Genomic DNA, 17211 nt, shown 5'->3' on the forward strand with positions numbered 1-17211 from the left:
GCAGGCCCCTTACGCCACGATCTGCAACTCCGTGCAGATATTGTTTCGCCCCATATCCTTGGCGCGATAGAGTGCTGCATCGGCGCGACGAAAGACCGTGTCAAAATCACGGTCCGCAACCGTGCAGAATGCGATGCCTGCGCTGGTGGTGGTGAAGAACTGGCCCTGTGGCGTGATGAACGAATGTGTGGAAAGGGCCGTGCATATTTTTTCCACGGTGGCGAGCGCCTGTTCTTTGGGGACTCCGCGCTGAATCATGACGAATTCCTCCCCGCCTATTCTGGCGAAGGAAGCACCGGTTACGGCATTCGCCCGCAGGATGTCGGAAAACGCATGGAGAACCTGATCTCCCACGGTATGCCCGTAATTGTCGTTGATCGATTTGAAGCCATCCAGATCGAAGACGATTATACAATCGCCTGCGTTCATCGGGGCGGCGGCGAGATTGTCATAGAGCGCTCTTCTGTTAAGCAGGCCGGTCAGGCTGTCGGTGCGGGCTTCGTCGGCATGCCGCCTTGCTATGCGCGATTGCGTCAGGCTGAGTGAAAGCGCACCAATCCCGGTAATCCCGACAATCGCCATGACGGCATTGAGATCTTCCGCCCAACTGCTCGGAATTGCGGTCATGACCCATTGCTGTTCGAGCAAGATTACGCCGCAGCACAACAGGAAGGAAACGCCGGTGAGCGTATAAAGGCTCACGATACCGCCGATCTGAACCGGAGCCTCCCTGTAGACGACACTATATTCGCCCGCCGACAAAAGCAGAAGCAGCGCTGCCGAAAGATTGAACACCGCCACGCCTATGCCCGCAAAGCCCAGGATGATCGGCACCGACATAGCCGTAACGAGGATGATCGCGAGGCCGACAAGGCCGGGCCAGCTTACAGGTCTGTGTGAAATCTGCCGCGCGCCCACGAAGACGAATACAAAACCGATCGTGTCTATGCCCAGTGCCAGAACGGAAGCAAAGGCGAATGGGAATATTTCGGAATAATAAAGCCCGGTGCCTACCCCCAGCAGGATCATTCCCAGACCACCCCACAGCAGGAATCGATCCATCGGGTTCTGGTTCCAGACGCTCAAGATTGTCAGGGCAATCGCCAGTGAACAAAGGCCAGCCGCAAAGAAGAGTGTGTTTGGGTCCAGTCCCACGCCGACCTCGCAATATGGGAGACTATGATTGGGAAGAAAGTCTATAGGGAGAAGCGCAAAGAAGCGATACCGATATTATGAGTTGGATGGCTTTCTTTCGGTCTTTTCGTAATTATGCTCGCCCACCCGGTCCCGAGGGGAAGTTTTGCGCGACAATCGCAAGCTGCTCATCGAACAAGCGAAGAATAAACGGCCGACAATGCAATCGTAATGCGCCTGCAACAATCACGCAATAATGTATAGGTAAGTGAATACTTATGTGACACTATCCGCAGTAGAAATGGTTTGAGCGGCGTCAGGCTGCCAGTTCAGGCTTGATGCGTATTCCGGCATATAATTGATGAGGGATTCTCATGGTACAGACTGCGACTGCAACCTATCGTGGCAATGACCGGCTGCTGTTCGGGATTATTCTGGGCGTCCTCGCCTTCTGGCTGTTCGCGCAGACGACGCTGAACATTGCGCCCGACATGGCTGCCGACCTTCAGATCGAGCAATCTTTCATGAATATCGCCGTATCGATCACGGCACTGTTTTCCGGCATTTTCATCGTCGTCATGGGCGGTCTGGCCGACCGCATCGGCCGCGTCAAGATCGTCATATACGGCTTCGTCTTCTCCATCATCGGCTCGCTGCTTGTCGGACTGGCTCCTTCCGGTGGCTTCGGCGGTACTTTCCTGATGCTGGGCCGCATTTGCCAGGGCCTGTCGGGGGCATTCATCATGTCCGCCTCGCTGGCGCTGGTGAAGGCTTATTGGGATGGCGCGGAACGTCAGCGCGCCATTTCGCTGTGGTCGATGGGCTCGTGGGGCGGATCGGGTTTTGCCGCGCTGTTTGGCGGCCTGATGGCGCAGAATGTCGGCTGGCGCTGGATTTTCATCATCGCCGCCGTCGTGTCGCTGATCGGTTTGCTGATGGTTCGCGGCACGCCTGAAAGCAAGGCTCCGCCGAAGGAAGGCTACAGGTTCGATCTGCCGGGCGTCCTGACTTTCATGGTCGCCATGGTTGCTTTGCAAATTCTGGCGACGCAGGGCGGTGCATGGGGCTGGACCAGCCTGCCTTCACTGGCCCTTCTGGTGGTCGCCGTGGTGTTCGGTGTGATCTTCTATCGCATTGAAAACAACAATCCCAATGCCTTCGTGCAGTTTCGCCTGTTCAAGAACCTCACCTATACGGGTGCTACGATCTCGAACCTGCTGCTGAATGCCACCGCCGGCATCATTATGGTGGCAATGCTCGTGCTGCAGCAAGGCGGCGCGATGACGGCGCAAAAGGCCGGTTTCCTCACGCTCGGCTATGCCATCACCATTCTCGCCTTCATCCGGTTTGGTGAAAAGCTTCTGCAGCGCCATGGCCCGCGCAAGCCGATGCTGTGGGGCAGCTATATCGTCGGCCTGTCCATTCTGCTTTTGATGCCGACCAACCTGATGCTTGGCACCTATACGGTGCTTGCGGTGATCGCCTTCTCGCTTTTCGGCATTGGCCTTGCCTTCTATGCCACGCCCTCCACCGATGCGGCGCTGTCCAATCTGCCCGAGGATCAGGCGGGTGCAGGTGCGGGTATCTACAAGATGGCGTCATCACTTGGCGCTTCGTTCGGCGTGGCGATCTCTTCGACGATCTATACCTCGATTGCGGGCAATCCCGATGGGATCAAGTGGATCGAGGGGGTGATTACCTTCGTCGGCAATCAGGAAAATCTCGCCACGCGCGAGGCGGCTTTCTTCGCCTTGTTTGCCAATCTGGTCATGGTGGTGGCAGCGGTCGTCTCGATTGTGACGACGGTGCCCAAAGGCAAATCCGACGACCGCACAGATTCCATTCCGGCAAAGGACATCGTCCGGCCGGTCACGCAGGAGAAATGACATGAACGCCATCGTCAGGAAACTCGAAGCAGACAATGCCGTCATGAAGGAATGGTTCGAGCATATGCATCGCCATCCCGAGCTTTCGATGCAGGAGACGCGCACCGCCGAATTCATTGCCGACACCTTGCGCAGCTTCGGCGGTTTTGATGTGCAGACCGGGATCGGCAAATATGGCATCGTCGCTTCCCTCAAGGTTGGCGACGGGGACAAGGTGATCGGCCTGCGCGCCGATTTCGACGCGCTGCCGATTCAGGAGGAAAACGACTTCCCCTATCGCTCGACGGTTGCCGGTGTGTCGCATCTTTGCGGCCATGACGGCCACACGACCATGCTGCTGGCCGCGGGCAAATATCTCGCTGAAACGCGCAATTTCAATGGTACGGTGCGGCTGATCTTCCAGCCCGGCGAAGAAACCATGGAGGGCGGCCCGGCCATGATCGATGACGGGTTGTTCGAGCGCTTCCCTGTCGATGCGGTCTTCGGCATGCACAACATTCCGGGGCTGGAGGAAGGCAAGTTCTACTTCCACCCCGGCGAGATGATGTCCGCCGTGGACAACTGGGAAGTCGAGATCATCGGCAAGGGCGGTCATGGCGGCATCCCGGAGCTCACCATCGATCCCGTCGTGGCAGGCTCCTCCATCGTCATGGCGATCCAGAGCATCGTTTCGCGCAATGTCGCTCCGGCGAACCGCGCGGTCGTGACCATCGGCGCGTTTCTGGCGGGCAATGCCGGTAATGTGGTGGCGGGCAGTGCGATCCTGCGCTTCTCGATCCGTTCGACCACGCCCGAGGATCGCGAGATGATTCTGGGCAATATCCGCCGCATCGTCGATCATCAGGCGCAATCCTTCGGCTGCACCTTTGAAATCCGCGAGGGCATTCCCGGTGCCGTACTGGTGAATGACGCGGAGGAAACCGACAAGGCTGCGAAAATCGCGCAGGCTGCCTTCGGGGAGGCTCAGGTGGTCTATCCCGGCCCGTCTTTCCTTGCCTCGGAAGACTTTGCTTTCATGCTGCAAAAGAAAAAGGGAACTTACTGTTTCCTTGGCAGCGGTCGGGGCAAGATGGTTCACCATCCCGAATATTTCTTCAACCAGAATATCCTGCCCATCGGCGCGGCCTATTGGGTGGCGCTGACGGAAAACTACCTGCGCTGATCTGCTCATACTGCATCGCTGGCGGGGAATATGTCGATATGCCCGCCAGCACACGCTCTGAGCTTGTTGTTTTAACGCATGTCGTTATCCCGAAACCGGTTCCCACTTTCGGGCGACACGCTCTAAAGACGTTTATTTAATTTCAAGCAATAATATGAACATGCTATCAATAAAAACCCTGTAACGATAAATACAGCGGAAACATTAAAATAAATCAATATAACGGCGAATAATGCGGAAGGCAGTATCTGCGCCAGATCCCGGTATGTATTATATATGGGGACCAGCCGAACTCTTTGATGGGGGCGGACAGCCCGCAAGAAAGCTGCGTTTCCACCACTATCGACAGCGCTGATCGCAAGAGAAGCTCCAATCAATAAACCTATTGATAGCAGTGCATGGTCTTTTCCAACTATGCCGGAAATCGCCGTCAAAATTCCACAGGCCAGATAGCCATAGAAGAAAGTAAGCCGAAGCCCATGTTTTCGCGAGATGGTTTGCCATGCAGGGGCTAAAAGCAATGTGGCCGATCCAATTGCAATGATAATGCCGCCGGTCGAGTAACCATATCCGGCTTTCACTGCATATACAGGCGTATATACGCCATAGACCTGCCACCACCATGAACGCACTATCGCGAGAAACCAGGCCAGTTTCAGCCGGGGTTGTGAGGCGAATAGAAATACGTCCTTAAAGCTCGGCAAGGCGAGTTTGACCGATGCGGTTAGTTTAAGGGACGAAGGTATCAGCGCAAGCATGATAACAGGCACCAAAACGGCACAGAGCCCGCTAATGGCAATCGGTATCCAGATATTGCCGATATATATGGCCCAGCTACCGATCAGCGGCCCCGCCAGATAAGTAACTCCGGCAAAAAGTATGCGCCGGGATTCGAAAAACGACAGGTCTTTGCGTGGAATTATCTGTGTCGTGTAAATATTGATGGCGCTTTCGAAAAGCGTGAACATCAGGAATTGAAACAGCAAGCCCGGAAATAATAAATAAGCATTATAAGACAGAAAAGCCGCGGCTGATAATATACCGAATATAACGGCTAAGAGCAGCGAATTCCATAATCCCAAACGCGATATGATCCGCGGCAGGAAGACACTGAAGACGAGGCAAATCGAACTGGATATAAGATATAAGGTGCTTATAAGGCTGATTTCACCGAAAGCCCTCAGTGCCAATATAGGTATCACCGCCACGACTGACGTTCGAGCCAACACCATGGTGGCATAGATGACAGACAGGGTCCATTGTGGGGATCTGGTTCGCTGATGTATGAATATGATGCGTCCCCATGGATTGAGATTGTTCTTGTTCAAGCCGTATCGTCATCGTTGGATCGGAGCCGCTCCAAAGTCCAGCGTCTATGCGGGTTCGCTCATTAGACGATCCCGCAGCTTGAGCATATCCTCACATACAATTTCCAGATCCTTGACTTCAAATCCGTCCGCGAACTGGAACTTTTCCTCTTTGAGCAATTCGTGGAGCCTGCCTTTATATTGGGCTGTCTGCCCTTCGACAATTAATCCGCCGCGTTGTTCGAAGCTGGCGTTCCAGGCAATGGCTTCCTCTGCACTGATCGCGTGCGGCAAATCCAGTATAAGCTCATTGTTTACAAGGCGCACGGGATAGCCTCCCGGCAGGCCTGCCGGACCCGGCACATGTCCGCTCCAGCCCGTCCCTGCGGCAAGGGCGAGTATAAGTGTGACGCCCGATGCCCCCGAAATTTCGATCGCCGGTTCTGGCGTGAGCTGGCATTGTTCGAAGGTCTTGAAGACATCTTCCAGTTTTTGATCGCCAATATAAACCAGGGGTGCGATGGAGCCGGAGCGTTCTTCGGGGGGCTTGCGCCAGGCCGACAGGCATTGATAGTGCGCAATTACACGTAAAGGTGCTGCCTGCTCGCTCTCATATGCGCCCGCAAAGACGTTGGAGAGGATTGCGACATTGCCGGTGCCGCAAAGCACGTCATGTCCCATTGCCTTGATGATGCCGTTTACCACGTCAGGAAAAGGGCAGTTGATCAGCAAGGGCCTGTTTTTGCGGCGTGAGATTGCTGCGGCCATGCGTGTTGAAATCAGGGACTGAAAAACGGCGGTGGCGCTCAGGCCGCCATCGGCGACCAGTTGGGTCCAGCGGTTGCCCTTGTCGGAAATGACGGTTGATGTCTGAATAGAGGCGGCCTGGACGACGATGCGCGGATCGCACGCTTCCAGAAGGTCGTCGCTGGCGCCATCGGCAACCATATCGACTTCGATGGTCGAGAAACGAGCCGGGGTGGAGAACATCGCCGCGCGCGCATTACCGGCGGTTTTCAGCCAGTTCAGCCGCATTTTATTTCTGCCCGCAATGACGACATTGACCGGCTGTTTCGCCGTCGAAGCAATGTCCAGCGCGATACGCCCCGCAAACATGCCCGTTCCAGTAATCAAAACATCGCAGCTCATAATGCCTTACCTTTCACCAATTGCGGGGCCTCCCACCGCGTTTCCGGGTTAATTTGGAGCAAATGCTTTTGAATTCTCTGACTGGGCGTCCGGGGAAACTGCTCTACGATGGAGATATATCGTGGCCGCTGGTGTGGCGCTAAGCGGCTTGCGAGCCAGCTCGATATTTCCTCCGGGGCAGGTGTCGTGCCGGGGCGAGGCTCTATAAAAAGATGAATGTCATATTCACCGATTTCAGCCTTTACGCCGACCAGAGCGGCTTCCTCGATGTCAGGATGGCGATTGGCGACGCTTTCCACTTCGTAGGCTGAGACATTCTCACCTTTGCAGCGTATGGAATCGCCCGTGCGGCCATGGAAGAACAGATGGCCTTCTGCATCCCATGATCCCAGATCGCCGGTATAAAAACCGTCGGGCCGCACAGCCCTGTCCGTCGCCTGCGCGTTGCGGTAATATCCGGGCGTGATCGCGCCGGGCAATGTGGTGCTGACGACGATTTCGCCCTTTCCTTCGCCCCACCCCAGAATGCGACCATCTTCCCCCACAAGGCGGACATCGAAATAGGGTAATGGCCGACCGACCGAACCCACGACATTCTCGTCATTATAGGTTGTCAGCGAAGAGCATTCGGTCATGCCGTAACATTCGCGGATCTGAACTCCGAAGCGCTCCTCAAAGGCGCGCCAGACCGAAGGAGCGCAACCGCCTCCCCATGCAACTCTCACCTGATGATTTCTGTCATGGAAGCTCTCGGGCTGCTTGAGCAATATCTGGATTATGCCGCCCAGATGGTGAATGTGCGTGCAACCGGTTTCGCTGACCTGCTTCCAGAACTGCGAAGCGCTGAAGCGCTCCGCCACCGTCAGCGTAATATCCTCGAATAAAGGCAACAGGATCACCTGTGCGCCGCCGATATGATAAAATGGCTCCCACATGAAAAACTTGTCGCCCGGCTCAAGATCGGTGCAAAGCGCTACGGAATGGCAGGCGAGTTCCAGCATCATGTGGCTGACCATGACGCCCTTTGCCGGGCCGGTCGTGCCGGAGGTGAACATGATTGCAGCCAGATCGTCCGGCTGGGGCAGATCGACAGGGGGGGCGTCGCCCTTGTATTCGGGGAAGGCAGTTTCCGTCACGATATGTATCGCGGTGCCGGTCAGTTGCGCATGCTCTTGAACGGTATTGGCGACATCCGGTTCACAGAATGCGATTTTGGGCAGGGTTGTGTTGAACACGTTTTCCAGTGCGCTGCCGACCAGCGCCGGATTGACGGGAACCCACACCAGACCCCGCCGCAGCAGGGCAAAGATCAGCGCCAGCGAATAAGGGCTGTTGGGCATCATCACGACCACGCGATCGCCTGCCTTGGCGCCGGCATCCGCAAGCAGCTGTCCCAGAGCCTCGGATGCCCTGTAGAGATCGCCGAAATTGCACAACTGACCGTTCAATGTCGCATAGGCATTTTGCGCATTGTTGTGAGCGCGGTTGAGAAATGACCGCACCAGTCCATGGATATGCATTTTGCATCCTTAGTAATCAAATCAAGAAGAGGGTTGTCTTTGAGCTATTTTTCGAGTTTGCGGGCCAGGAGCAGGATCGTTGTCACAACAAGCAACACGATGACCGAAACTGCCGCGAGAGTGGGGTTGAGTTGCAGGAACATGTCGTCCCACATTTGTTTCGGCAGCGTTGTTTTAAGTCCGCCCGATACGAAAATCGCGATTGTCAGCTCGTCAAGCGATGTCACGAAAGCAAACAGGGCCGCAGAGAGCAGACCGCCTCGCAACAACGGAATGGTGATGAGCCGCAATATAGTGAGTTTGGTCGCCCCCATGGTTTCTGCGGCCTGATTAAGACGCCAGTCATAATTTTTCAGAACAGAGCCGATGGTGATGAAAGCATAGGGGAGCGCCAGCAAGGTATGGCCGATGACAAGACCGGTATCCGTAGCGACCAGACCGATCTGGGCCATCAGATAGAACAGGCCGACCGCAATCACGATTCTTGGCACGATCATCGGCGCGAGAATAAGCCCGAAGATGAAGCCGTTCATGCGGGAACTGCTGCGGGATAGAGCCAGCGCTGCCAATCCGCCCAATATCGTGGCAAAGAATGCCGTGGCAAATGCGACGCCGAAGGAGCGTATGGTTGCGCTCATCCAGATGGCTGAATTGAAATATTGCTCAAACCAGCGCAGAGAGAAGCCGGGGGGCGGGAAAGCCAGATTTCTGCCGGAGGTAAAGCTGAGAGGTATGACGATCAGGCCGGGCAGCATCAGGAAAATTATCAGCAGCACCACATAGGCAGTACGGACCGGATTGCTGTTTGCACCGGGCGAGGAAAGGCGGTCGAGCGGTCGAAAGATCTTCGCAAGGAGCGCCAGTATCCCATAGCCCGACTTTCGTAACAGGCTATCGGGGGACAATGATTTCTTGCTTTGCGCCCCATTGCCAGCCGACAGGGAGGAAAGGCCAAACAGCCTGTTATAAATTGCGATTACCAGCAGCGCGGCAACGACCAGCATTGTCGCCAATACTGCGGCAAAGGGCCAGTTTACGATTTCCTGCACCTGCGTGATGATCGTCTGGGCCAGCATCGTCTGCTGGCGTCCGCCCAGAAATGCAGGAACGATGAAGAAGCCGAGCGAGGTTATGAAGGTGAGCAGTCCCGCAGCAACCACGCCCGGCATGGAAAGCGGAAAATAGACGAGCCAGAAGCGGTCCGAACGGCTTGCGCCCATCGTCGATGCTGCGAGTGTCAATCGGTTGTCGATGCCCGACATCACGGGCAGCATGGAAAGAACGGCCAGCGGGATCATGGCATGGACCATGCCGATCAGAACGCCAAGCTCGTTATACATCAGGTTGACAGGGCGTTCGGCGAGGCCGGAACCCAGAAGCAGGCTGTTGAACACGCCGTTTTTGCCAAGAAGGATCATCCAGGCAAAGGTCTTCACCAGATAAGACGTCCAGAATGGCAGAAGCACCAGCAGCAACATATTGCTGCGCTGGCGGCCTTCCAATCCTGCAAGCCACATGGCGATGGGGTAGCCGAAGAGCACGGAGAACAAGGCCGTAAGCGCAGAAATCTCCAGCGTTATGCCTAATATTCTCCAATAAAGAAGGCTGTCACCCAGTCGTTCATAGTTAGACAATGTGAAGCTGCCGGCTGCTTCATCCGTAAAACTCAGGCCCAGAAGCCGGAACATGGGGAAAAGGAAAAATACAGCCAGCAGCAGAAGCGCCGGAACGGCGAGCCAGAGTGGATCCGGCTTCCAGTGTTTTGCCGATACGCTCGTCATGATACGATCCTCGCAACGGAGCGGTCCCAGTAAAGCTGAATCTGATCGCCCACCGATGGAAGATCTGTCGAGAGCGGATCATGGCGAACGCTAAACTGGCTGCCATCGGAAAGCCTGACGAGAAGGCGCATATCGGAACCGATATAGACCGTGTCTTCCAGCAACCCTTCCAGCCCTTCATGCGCGGGAGATTGAGAACGGCCAACACAAACCTGCTCGGGACGGATAACCAGTGCAAGCTCCTGTGCATCCTTGTCGCGGGCGCTGAATCTGCCTGAAAACTGGCCAACCGGCGTTTGAATGGTGACGCTGTCTTCGTCGGATGATGTGCGTTTGCCCCTGACGATATTGGATTGCCCGATGAATGATGCCGAGAATATGGTTTCGGGGTTGAGGTAAATCTCGCGCGGCGAAGCGATCTGCTCCACCTGCGCATGGTTCATCACGCAGATGCGGTCCGACATGACCAGCGCTTCTTCCTGATCATGCGTGACATAAATAACTGTGGTTCCGAACTCATGGTGCAGCCGTCTTATTTCCAGCTGCATATTTTCGCGCAGCGATTTATCCAGAGCCCCCAGAGGTTCGTCCATAAGAATGACTTTTGGCCGATAGACAAAACAGCGCGCCAGGGCCACGCGCTGCTGCTGCCCGCCCGAAAGCTCGCGCGGGAAACGATGACCAAATTGTTCCAATTGTACCTTCGCCAAGGTCTCCGATACCTGATGGCCGATTTCCTTTTGGCTGATGCCGCGCATTTTCAAAGGAAAGGCGATATTCTCGGCAACCGTCATATGCGGGAACAAGGCATAGTGCTGAAAGACCATGCCCATGCCACGGAGATTAACCGGTCGGCTGGTCCAGTCCTCGCCTTCAAAAAACATCCTGCCGACCGTCGGTTCTACCAGCCCGGCAATCATTTGCAGCAATGTCGTTTTTCCTGACCCGGACGGCCCCAGCAATGTGAGGAATTCACCGTCCCTTATAGCCAGATTTGTTGGTTTAAGGGCAGTGAAGTCTCCGTATTTCTTGGAGATACCATCAAGTAACAGTTTGTCGGAACGGGTATCCTCGGTCATTACTACTCCGTAGCATAGCAAGTCTTCTCAGGCCGCTTGCGGGCTTGAGACATGAGTGTGTCGCTTGGAGCGCACCCCGAAAAGCATGAAACGGTTTTCGGGATGCGCGTTTAAACAAAAGCGTGGAGCGCCGATCTGATCCAGCCAGATCGACATGTGTTTCGCGGCAAAGCGATAAAATCGCTTTCCTCAGGGATGGCCTTGAACCCGGATTCGCCACACTGGAAGGCCCGTTATCGCAACAGCCAGCCGTTGAAGCGTTCGGTCGCTGCATTGCGATGTTCGAGCCAATAAGGATCGGATGCCAGCGACATCAACTTCAGGTTTTCAGGAGATGTCGGCAGAATCGTCGCGCGGTCGGGCTCGATGAAATCATAGGCTTTCAGATTGGTCGGGCCGTAAGCGAGATATTCCGTAAACTTCGCCTGCTGCTTGCCCTGAGCGCAAAAGGCGATGAATTCGCGTGCAATATCCGCCTTGGGGCTGCCCTTGGGTACGCCCCATCCTTCTATCGAATAAAGCCCCTGATTCCAGACGAGTTCAGCGGGAGTGCCATTGTCGATTGCCGCCTGAAAGCGGGCATTCCAGCCTGCAATCATGTCCACTTCGCCGCTTTCGAGAAGCTGGGTCGACTGCGCGCCGCCAGTCCACCAGACATCGATATGATCCTTGATTTCATCCAGCTTGCGGAATGCACGATCCACATCCAGCGGATAAAGATCCTGTGGAGCCACACCGTCCGCCATCAAGGCGATTTCCAGCGTGTCGAGCGGATTCCTGCGCAACGACCGGCGGCCGGGGAAATCGGCGACGTTCCAGAAATCCGCCCAGCTTTTCGGCGGGTTCGGGCAGGTCTCCTTGTTGTATGCAAGCACTGTCGAATACACATCCGTCCCAAGCATATTCGTATGCACTGCTTCCGGCATGACATCGGCGACAGCTTCTGCGGGCAAATTCAGCGGTTCGAGCAGATCGTCCTTTTCCAGAATGAGGCGCGCTGAAAGGGTAATCGTGCAGACATCCCAGATATAGGACTTGGTTTCCACAATCGACTTGAACTGCGCCGTTGGTTCGGCATCTCGCGCCACGCCCTGAATTTCGATGCCGGTCTGAGCGGTGAAATCATCGTAGAATGCGACACGATAGCCGTCCCCGAAAGGGCCGCCGGGATCGGCGACGACAAGACTTTGATTGGCCCATGCCTTGCGATTGATCATCGGCATGGCGAGCGCAGCCGCTCCCCCGATGAGCAGGGTCCGGCGGCTGATTTCGAAAGAAGAATTTTTCATTGTATCCCCTTGTTATAGTTAGATGAGAATAGAAAATGCCCGGATTGCCTGATTATGTCGCAACCCAGGGGCGTTATCCTGCAGAAGCTACGCCTTGACTTTTCGGGCAGCGCGCTCCGCAAAGAATTTCTCCATCATTGCCTGCGGTTCGCCCGACGCATAGGCTTCGGTCTGTATGCGAATTCCTGCCCGCATGGCCTCGTCAAAACCCTGCTGGGTGACTTCGGCGATGCGTTGACGGTTAAGACGCATGGCGCCGACCGGCTTGGAGGCCAGCAGATTGGCCAGATCGAGCGCTTCCTGCTGCACCTTTTCCTGATCGACCAGTCGTGAAATCAACCCGAAGGAATAGGCCTCGTCAGCGCCCAGCATGCGGCCGGTCAGGGTCAGGTCGATGGCGCGCGCCAATCCGACGATCTCACGCATGATCCAGTTTCCGGTAACGGTCGGAATGCCTGAATTGATTTCCGGCTGGCCCATTGAAACGCCCGGATGAGCTACGCGCAGATCGCACAGCAAGGCTATCTGGAAAGCAGACCCGGCGGCAACCCCGTTCAGAGCAGCGATGATTGGCTTGGAAGAATTGCGAAACAGCGAATAAAGGACGTTCCATTCATCCATCCACCCCTCGGCGCTGGAGGAATCGAAGGTTTTGGTTTCACTCAGGTCCTGACCCGCACCAAAAGCGCGATCACCCGCTCCCGTCAGAATCACTGCGCGAACCGAAGTGTCGCGCTCCGCGTCCTTCAAGGCTTCGATGAGCTGGTCACGCATGGATTTATTCCATGCATTGAGTTTTTCAGGACGGTTCAGGGTGATCCGGCGAACAGCCCCGATGGTTTCTGTGAGAATAAACGCGCTCACTTTAATCTCCGTTATTGCAATGTGATAATTCTTATTTTATAGAAACAAGGAAACTTGGCGACGTCAAGGAAAAGTTCGGACTTCTCCAATTTTTCGGCAAAGCGAATTACATGAACGGCAGCAATCATTCTAAGTCGGCAATAGTGACAGTGCTTATGATTCTGGCGTATCCCTGCAGCGCGATGCGGCTTGTCATGCCGGCGGGTATCTGGAATGGGTTAACGTTTGCAATCCTGACGATTGAGAGTCGGAGATAGGATGACAGTAATGAAGGCTACCAAGAAAAAATCAGATCCCTTGATGGTGCAATCTGTTGCAAAAGCATTCCATATTCTTCAGTCGTTCGATCGTTACAACCCGGCCATGACGCTCTCGCAACTGGCGCAGAAAGCGGATGTCGACATCAGCACCGCGCAGCGTTTCACCCATACGTTGCAACAGCTTGGCTATCTCAATAAAAACCCGTTCAACCGCCAGTACGAACTGTCGATCAAGGCGCTGGATCTGGCATATCACTTCACGCGAAGCTCGCGGCTGGTAGACCGCGCCATGCCCATTCTCCAGCATCTTAGCAAGCAAACCGAAGAAACTGTGAACCTGACGGTCCTCGATGGGCACGAGATCGTATTCGTAACGCGCTTTCTCAGCCGCCATCTTCTTAATACTGACGTTATCGTGGGTTCACGCTTGCCGGCATTCTGCACCGCGCCGGGGCGGGCAACGCTTTCCCGTCTGCCCAGAGAGCGGGTTCTTGAAATACTCGCGGCGTCGGAACTGCGCAGCTATACGCGTGATACGCCAACGGACCCCGAGCGTATTCTGGCAATGATCGCGGAAACGCGCGCTGCGGGTTTTGCGACGGCTTATGAAGAAATCTATCATGCGGATGCGTCAATCGCCGCCCCGATCGTCGGGCCGAATGGCGATGTGGTCGCTGCTGTCAGCGTCGCTGTCACGCTGGCGCGCTACAAGCGCGAAGATGTGCCCGAGCGTTTCGCCAACCTGGTGATCGCCGCCGCTCATTCCATATCCGTCGGCTAAATCGATCGGCTTTCATGCATTTTAATTGACAAGGGCGGGAACTTGCCTTTACCTTTATTCAATAGCAATTATTGCATTTCGATAATGAGGGTGCAAACCCATGCGCGTAAACCAGTTTCTCCCTTTGCGAACCGATAAAAAGCCGGGCCTTGTCATCTATTTTGACGGCGCCCCCATCCATGCATGGCATGGAGAAACGGTGATCTCCGCTTTGCTGCGGCATCAGCACCACCTGTCATATTCGGAATTCGACGGGGCTGCGCGGGCGGGCTTTTGCCTTATGGGTGCCTGTCAGGATTGCTCGGTCTGGACGGATGAGGGCAGGCGTTTGCGCGCTTGCCGTACCCCGGTGGAAGACAATCAGCGGCTATTGAGCCGCGCGCCGATGCATGGTTTTCACCCATGACAGGCAATGGTTCCAGCACTTTGCGCCCTGTTATCATTGGCGCAGGGCCTGCGGGGCTTGCCGCGGCTCAAGCCTTCGTTGAAGCAGGAATCCGGCCTGTTGTGCTGGAGGAAACGAATTTTGCCGGGGGACAGGGAACGCGCCGGCTTAATCCGGCAATCGAAGAACTCGGCAGTACAATTTTTGGCCGCAAGGCTTACGAACACGCTCTGGCGCGGCAGAAACAGGAAGATGCAGTTCTGGCGCAATGCGACTATCGGTCCAATACTCTCGCATGGGGAATATATGACGGCACCATTTCCACCCTGTCAGACGGGCGGCACGATGAAATAGCCTATGAGCAATTGCTCGTGGCAATTGGCGCGACCGACCGGATAATGGCCGTAGAGGGTTGGCAATTGAGCGGAGTCTACTCCCTCGGCGGGGCGCAAGTGGCCCTTAAAACGCATGCGAGCAGTATCGGCAGAAAGCTCGTATTTGCCGGTTCGTCTCCATTGCTTTATCTGGCCGCGGCGCAATATGCCCGTCTGGGTTTCACGGACATCACCATTCTTGACACGACGCCGGCAGGCAAAAAATATCGCGCGGCTTTCGCGATGGCCCGCTATTCTCTGAAAACCCTTCTGGAAGGCATGGGGCTCATTCGTGAGCTTCGCGCTTTCGGCGTCAGGATCAGGCAGGGTGCCCGGCTGATCCGCTTTGAGGGCGATCAGCGCGTGCGCTCGGTGGCCTATCTGGAAAAAGGGGCCAAACGGCAGTCGATCGAATGTGACGCCGTAGCCTTTGGGTTTGGGCTGAGGCCGGAAATACAGCTCGCCGAACTGGCGGGCGCCAGACTGGGCTTCAGTAATGAGTTTCGCCAATGGTTTCCCCTGATCGATGATGATGGGCGCGCGGGCGCAAATCTCTGGCTTGCCGGGGACAGCGCCGCCATAGGAGGGGCCGATGCAGCCGCCGCGTCGGGCCGTTTGGCGGCATTGGCCATGCTGGGCCAGCACGGCAAACCGATCGATCACAGGGAGGTTGCGCGGCTGCGCGCGCGAGTGAAGAGGCTGCGGAATTTCCAGAAGGCGATGGCCAAAGCTTTCCTCTGGCCGGGTGAGGAGGCACGCCATATCAGCGACGAAACCTATGTTTGCCGTTGCGAACGCGTCACGGCCGGAGAAATCCGGCAGGCTATCGGCTCTGTGGTCGCGCATACGGATGTGAACCGCATCAAGGCTATAACGCGTTGCGGCATGGGGCGTTGCCAGGGCCGCTTTTGCAGCCAGACCCTGCAAGAGATTGCAATCTCGCTCTCTGGGAAAGAACCGGACGCAGCTGGATGGCTGCGCGCGCAGGCGCCGTTCCGCCCTGTTCCAGTAAGCGGTGACGCCGGGTTCCTCAACCAAGGGGAACGAGACGGTGCATAAGAAACATGATGCCATTATTGTCGGTGGCGGGTTGTTCGGCGTTTCAACAGCCTATTTTCTGGCCAAGGCGGGCTGGAGCGTATTGCTGATCGATCGCGGCTTTATTGGTGCAGCGTCCAGTGGAGCAAATTTTGGCGGGTTGCGCTTGCAGGGCCGTGCGCTTGAGCAATATCCGCTCTCATTGCTCGCACAGCAATATTGGGAGAGGTTTCAGGAGGAATTCGGCTCTCCTTGCGAATATGAACGCAATGGCATGATTTACTTTGCCCATAGCGACAAAGGACGCGAAAAGCTTCTGCATTACGCAGAAAATTCCCGCCAATGCGGACTTGCAATCAATCTTTGGGAAGGTGAGGAATTGCGAAAGAACCTTCCCTGGCTGAGCGGGGATGGCATCATCGCATCCTATTCCCCGGCCTGTGCGGTTGCCAATCCCCGGCTTGCCACCCCGGCCATAGCCCGCGCATTCAAAAGGCTGGGCGGTTCCATTCTCGAAAATTGTGTCATCGAACAATTCCGGAAGGACGGGGATGGTTTCGTGCTGACAAGCGCGGACGGGCAGGAATTCATGGCCGCGACCCTCATTAATGCGGCTGGAGGTTGGGCGGACAGCATAGCCGAAACGTTCGGTGAGACGGTCCCTTTGCTACGGGCCGGTCCGCCGCAATTCGTTACCGAGCCTCTTCCCTATGTTCTCAAGCCGTCCATCTATACGATTGAAGGAGATCTGATCATCCGGCAGATTTCCCGCGGAAACTTCATTTTCGCCGGCTACCCCCGCACGATGTCCAATGAAGATGGCAGGCACACATTCGTTCCCCCGGCCAAAACACGCAATGGCATGCAGGCAATCGGTCGTTATATCCCTGCCTTGAAACATGCCGAGGTCATTCGCGTGTGGTCCGGCGTTGAAGCCTATCTGCCAGACATGCTTCCCGTCATCGGTGCATCGCAAACCACCCCCGGCCTGTTTCATGCCTTTGGCGGCAGCGGCGGGGGCTTTCAGGTGGGGCCAGCCGTGGGTCTTTGCCTCAGCAATATAATATTGGGACGACCCAATGATGTGCCTATGGAACCATACGGCATTGGTCGGTTCAGGTCTCAAATCAAGACAAGCGATAAGCTGAAACTGGAATTCGATGCGGCCCGGCCCACCCAACGGCGGCATCTGTAAGAGGAAA

The 17211-nt window shown here is 55.8% G+C and carries 14 protein-coding genes; 6 read left to right on the forward strand and 8 right to left on the reverse strand.

Translation table 11 applies throughout. The features are described from left to right. Window positions 1-9: 9 nt before the first annotated feature. Window positions 10-1155 (reverse strand): GGDEF domain-containing protein, encoded by a 1146-nt coding sequence (locus tag DKP76_RS04570; RefSeq protein ID WP_109705280.1) that lies wholly within the window; start codon window positions 1153-1155, stop codon window positions 10-12. Window positions 1156-1508: 353 nt separating this feature from the next. Between DKP76_RS04570 and DKP76_RS04575 the strand changes: the two genes are divergently transcribed. Beyond that, window positions 1509-3020: an MFS transporter gene (locus DKP76_RS04575; RefSeq protein WP_109705281.1), complete on the forward strand. Its 1512-nt coding sequence runs from the start codon at window positions 1509-1511 to the stop codon at window positions 3018-3020. Between the two features lies 1 nt (window position 3021). Then, window positions 3022-4182 (forward strand): amidohydrolase, encoded by a 1161-nt coding sequence (locus tag DKP76_RS04580; protein ID WP_109705282.1) that lies wholly within the window; start codon window positions 3022-3024, stop codon window positions 4180-4182. 122 nt (window positions 4183-4304) lie between these two features. Here the strand turns inward: DKP76_RS04580 and DKP76_RS04585 are convergent, their stop codons facing one another. From DKP76_RS04585 to DKP76_RS04615, 7 genes are all read right to left on the reverse strand, one after another. Next, complete coding sequence (locus tag DKP76_RS04585) at window positions 4305-5510, reverse strand: MFS transporter (protein WP_109705283.1); 1206 nt, start codon at window positions 5508-5510, stop codon at window positions 4305-4307. 45 nt (window positions 5511-5555) lie between these two features. Next, window positions 5556-6638, reverse strand: coding sequence for a hypothetical protein (locus tag DKP76_RS04590; RefSeq protein WP_109705284.1), 1083 nt, complete (start codon window positions 6636-6638; stop codon window positions 5556-5558). Further along, window positions 6635-8158, reverse strand: coding sequence for a class I adenylate-forming enzyme family protein (locus DKP76_RS04595; protein WP_109705285.1), 1524 nt, complete (start codon window positions 8156-8158; stop codon window positions 6635-6637). The genes DKP76_RS04590 and DKP76_RS04595 overlap by 4 nt, the downstream gene beginning before the upstream one ends. Before the next feature lie 44 nt (window positions 8159-8202). Further along, window positions 8203-9939, reverse strand: a complete 1737-nt coding sequence (locus tag DKP76_RS04600; protein WP_109705286.1) for an ABC transporter permease subunit — start codon at window positions 9937-9939, stop codon at window positions 8203-8205. Beyond that, window positions 9936-11018 (reverse strand): ABC transporter ATP-binding protein, encoded by a 1083-nt coding sequence (locus DKP76_RS04605; protein ID WP_109705287.1) that lies wholly within the window; start codon window positions 11016-11018, stop codon window positions 9936-9938. Before DKP76_RS04605 ends, DKP76_RS04600 begins: the two co-directional genes overlap by 4 nt. 233 nt (window positions 11019-11251) lie before the next feature. Beyond that, entirely contained in the window at window positions 11252-12307 is a 1056-nt protein-coding gene (locus DKP76_RS04610) for an ABC transporter substrate-binding protein (RefSeq protein ID WP_109705288.1), read from the reverse strand. Window positions 12308-12394: 87 nt separating this feature from the next. Next, on the reverse strand, window positions 12395-13171 hold the full coding sequence (locus DKP76_RS04615) for an enoyl-CoA hydratase/isomerase family protein (RefSeq protein ID WP_109705289.1): 777 nt from the start codon (window positions 13169-13171) through the stop codon (window positions 12395-12397). Window positions 13172-13429: 258 nt separating this feature from the next. Here DKP76_RS04615 and DKP76_RS04625 point away from each other — a divergent pair, with 258 nt between their 5' ends. The 4 genes from DKP76_RS04625 (at window position 13430) to DKP76_RS04640 (ending at window position 17204) form a co-directional block, all read left to right on the forward strand. Continuing rightward, window positions 13430-14212 (forward strand): IclR family transcriptional regulator, encoded by a 783-nt coding sequence (locus DKP76_RS04625; protein WP_245410142.1) that lies wholly within the window; start codon window positions 13430-13432, stop codon window positions 14210-14212. 100 nt (window positions 14213-14312) lie between these two features. Beyond that, window positions 14313-14618 carry a (2Fe-2S)-binding protein gene (locus DKP76_RS04630; protein ID WP_109705291.1) on the forward strand — a complete coding sequence of 102 codons (306 nt, stop codon included), beginning with the start codon at window positions 14313-14315 and terminating at the stop codon, window positions 14616-14618. After that, window positions 14615-16030, forward strand: a complete 1416-nt coding sequence (locus DKP76_RS04635) for an FAD/NAD(P)-dependent oxidoreductase (RefSeq protein ID WP_245410143.1) — start codon at window positions 14615-14617, stop codon at window positions 16028-16030. The genes DKP76_RS04630 and DKP76_RS04635 overlap by 4 nt, the downstream gene beginning before the upstream one ends. Beyond that, window positions 16023-17204: an NAD(P)/FAD-dependent oxidoreductase gene (locus DKP76_RS04640; protein WP_109705292.1), complete on the forward strand. Its 1182-nt coding sequence runs from the start codon at window positions 16023-16025 to the stop codon at window positions 17202-17204. The genes DKP76_RS04635 and DKP76_RS04640 overlap by 8 nt, the downstream gene beginning before the upstream one ends. The last annotated feature ends 7 nt before the right edge of the window (window positions 17205-17211 follow it).

This window comes from Falsochrobactrum shanghaiense, assembly GCF_003149535.1.
In the GTDB taxonomy this organism is placed as follows: domain Bacteria; phylum Pseudomonadota; class Alphaproteobacteria; order Rhizobiales; family Rhizobiaceae; genus Brucella; species Brucella shanghaiense.

Excerpts from the sequence above, each read along its gene's own strand:
- DKP76_RS04575 (WP_109705281.1), top strand. The coding sequence starts at position 1,509 with ATGGTACAGACTGCGACTGCAACCTATCGTGGCAATGACCGGCTGCTG.
- DKP76_RS04580 (WP_109705282.1), top strand. The coding sequence starts at position 3,022 with ATGAACGCCATCGTCAGGAAACTCGAAGCAGACAATGCCGTCATGAAG.
- DKP76_RS04590 (WP_109705284.1), bottom strand. The coding sequence starts at position 6,638 with ATGAGCTGCGATGTTTTGATTACTGGAACGGGCATGTTTGCGGGGCGT.
- DKP76_RS04595 (WP_109705285.1), bottom strand. The coding sequence starts at position 8,158 with ATGCATATCCATGGACTGGTGCGGTCATTTCTCAACCGCGCTCACAAC.
- DKP76_RS04600 (WP_109705286.1), bottom strand. The coding sequence starts at position 9,939 with ATGACGAGCGTATCGGCAAAACACTGGAAGCCGGATCCACTCTGGCTC.
- DKP76_RS04605 (WP_109705287.1), bottom strand. The coding sequence starts at position 11,018 with ATGACCGAGGATACCCGTTCCGACAAACTGTTACTTGATGGTATCTCC.
- DKP76_RS04610 (WP_109705288.1), bottom strand. The coding sequence starts at position 12,307 with ATGAAAAATTCTTCTTTCGAAATCAGCCGCCGGACCCTGCTCATCGGG.
- DKP76_RS04625 (WP_245410142.1), top strand. The coding sequence starts at position 13,430 with ATGACAGTAATGAAGGCTACCAAGAAAAAATCAGATCCCTTGATGGTG.
- DKP76_RS04630 (WP_109705291.1), top strand. The coding sequence starts at position 14,313 with ATGCGCGTAAACCAGTTTCTCCCTTTGCGAACCGATAAAAAGCCGGGC.
- DKP76_RS04635 (WP_245410143.1), top strand. The coding sequence starts at position 14,615 with ATGACAGGCAATGGTTCCAGCACTTTGCGCCCTGTTATCATTGGCGCA.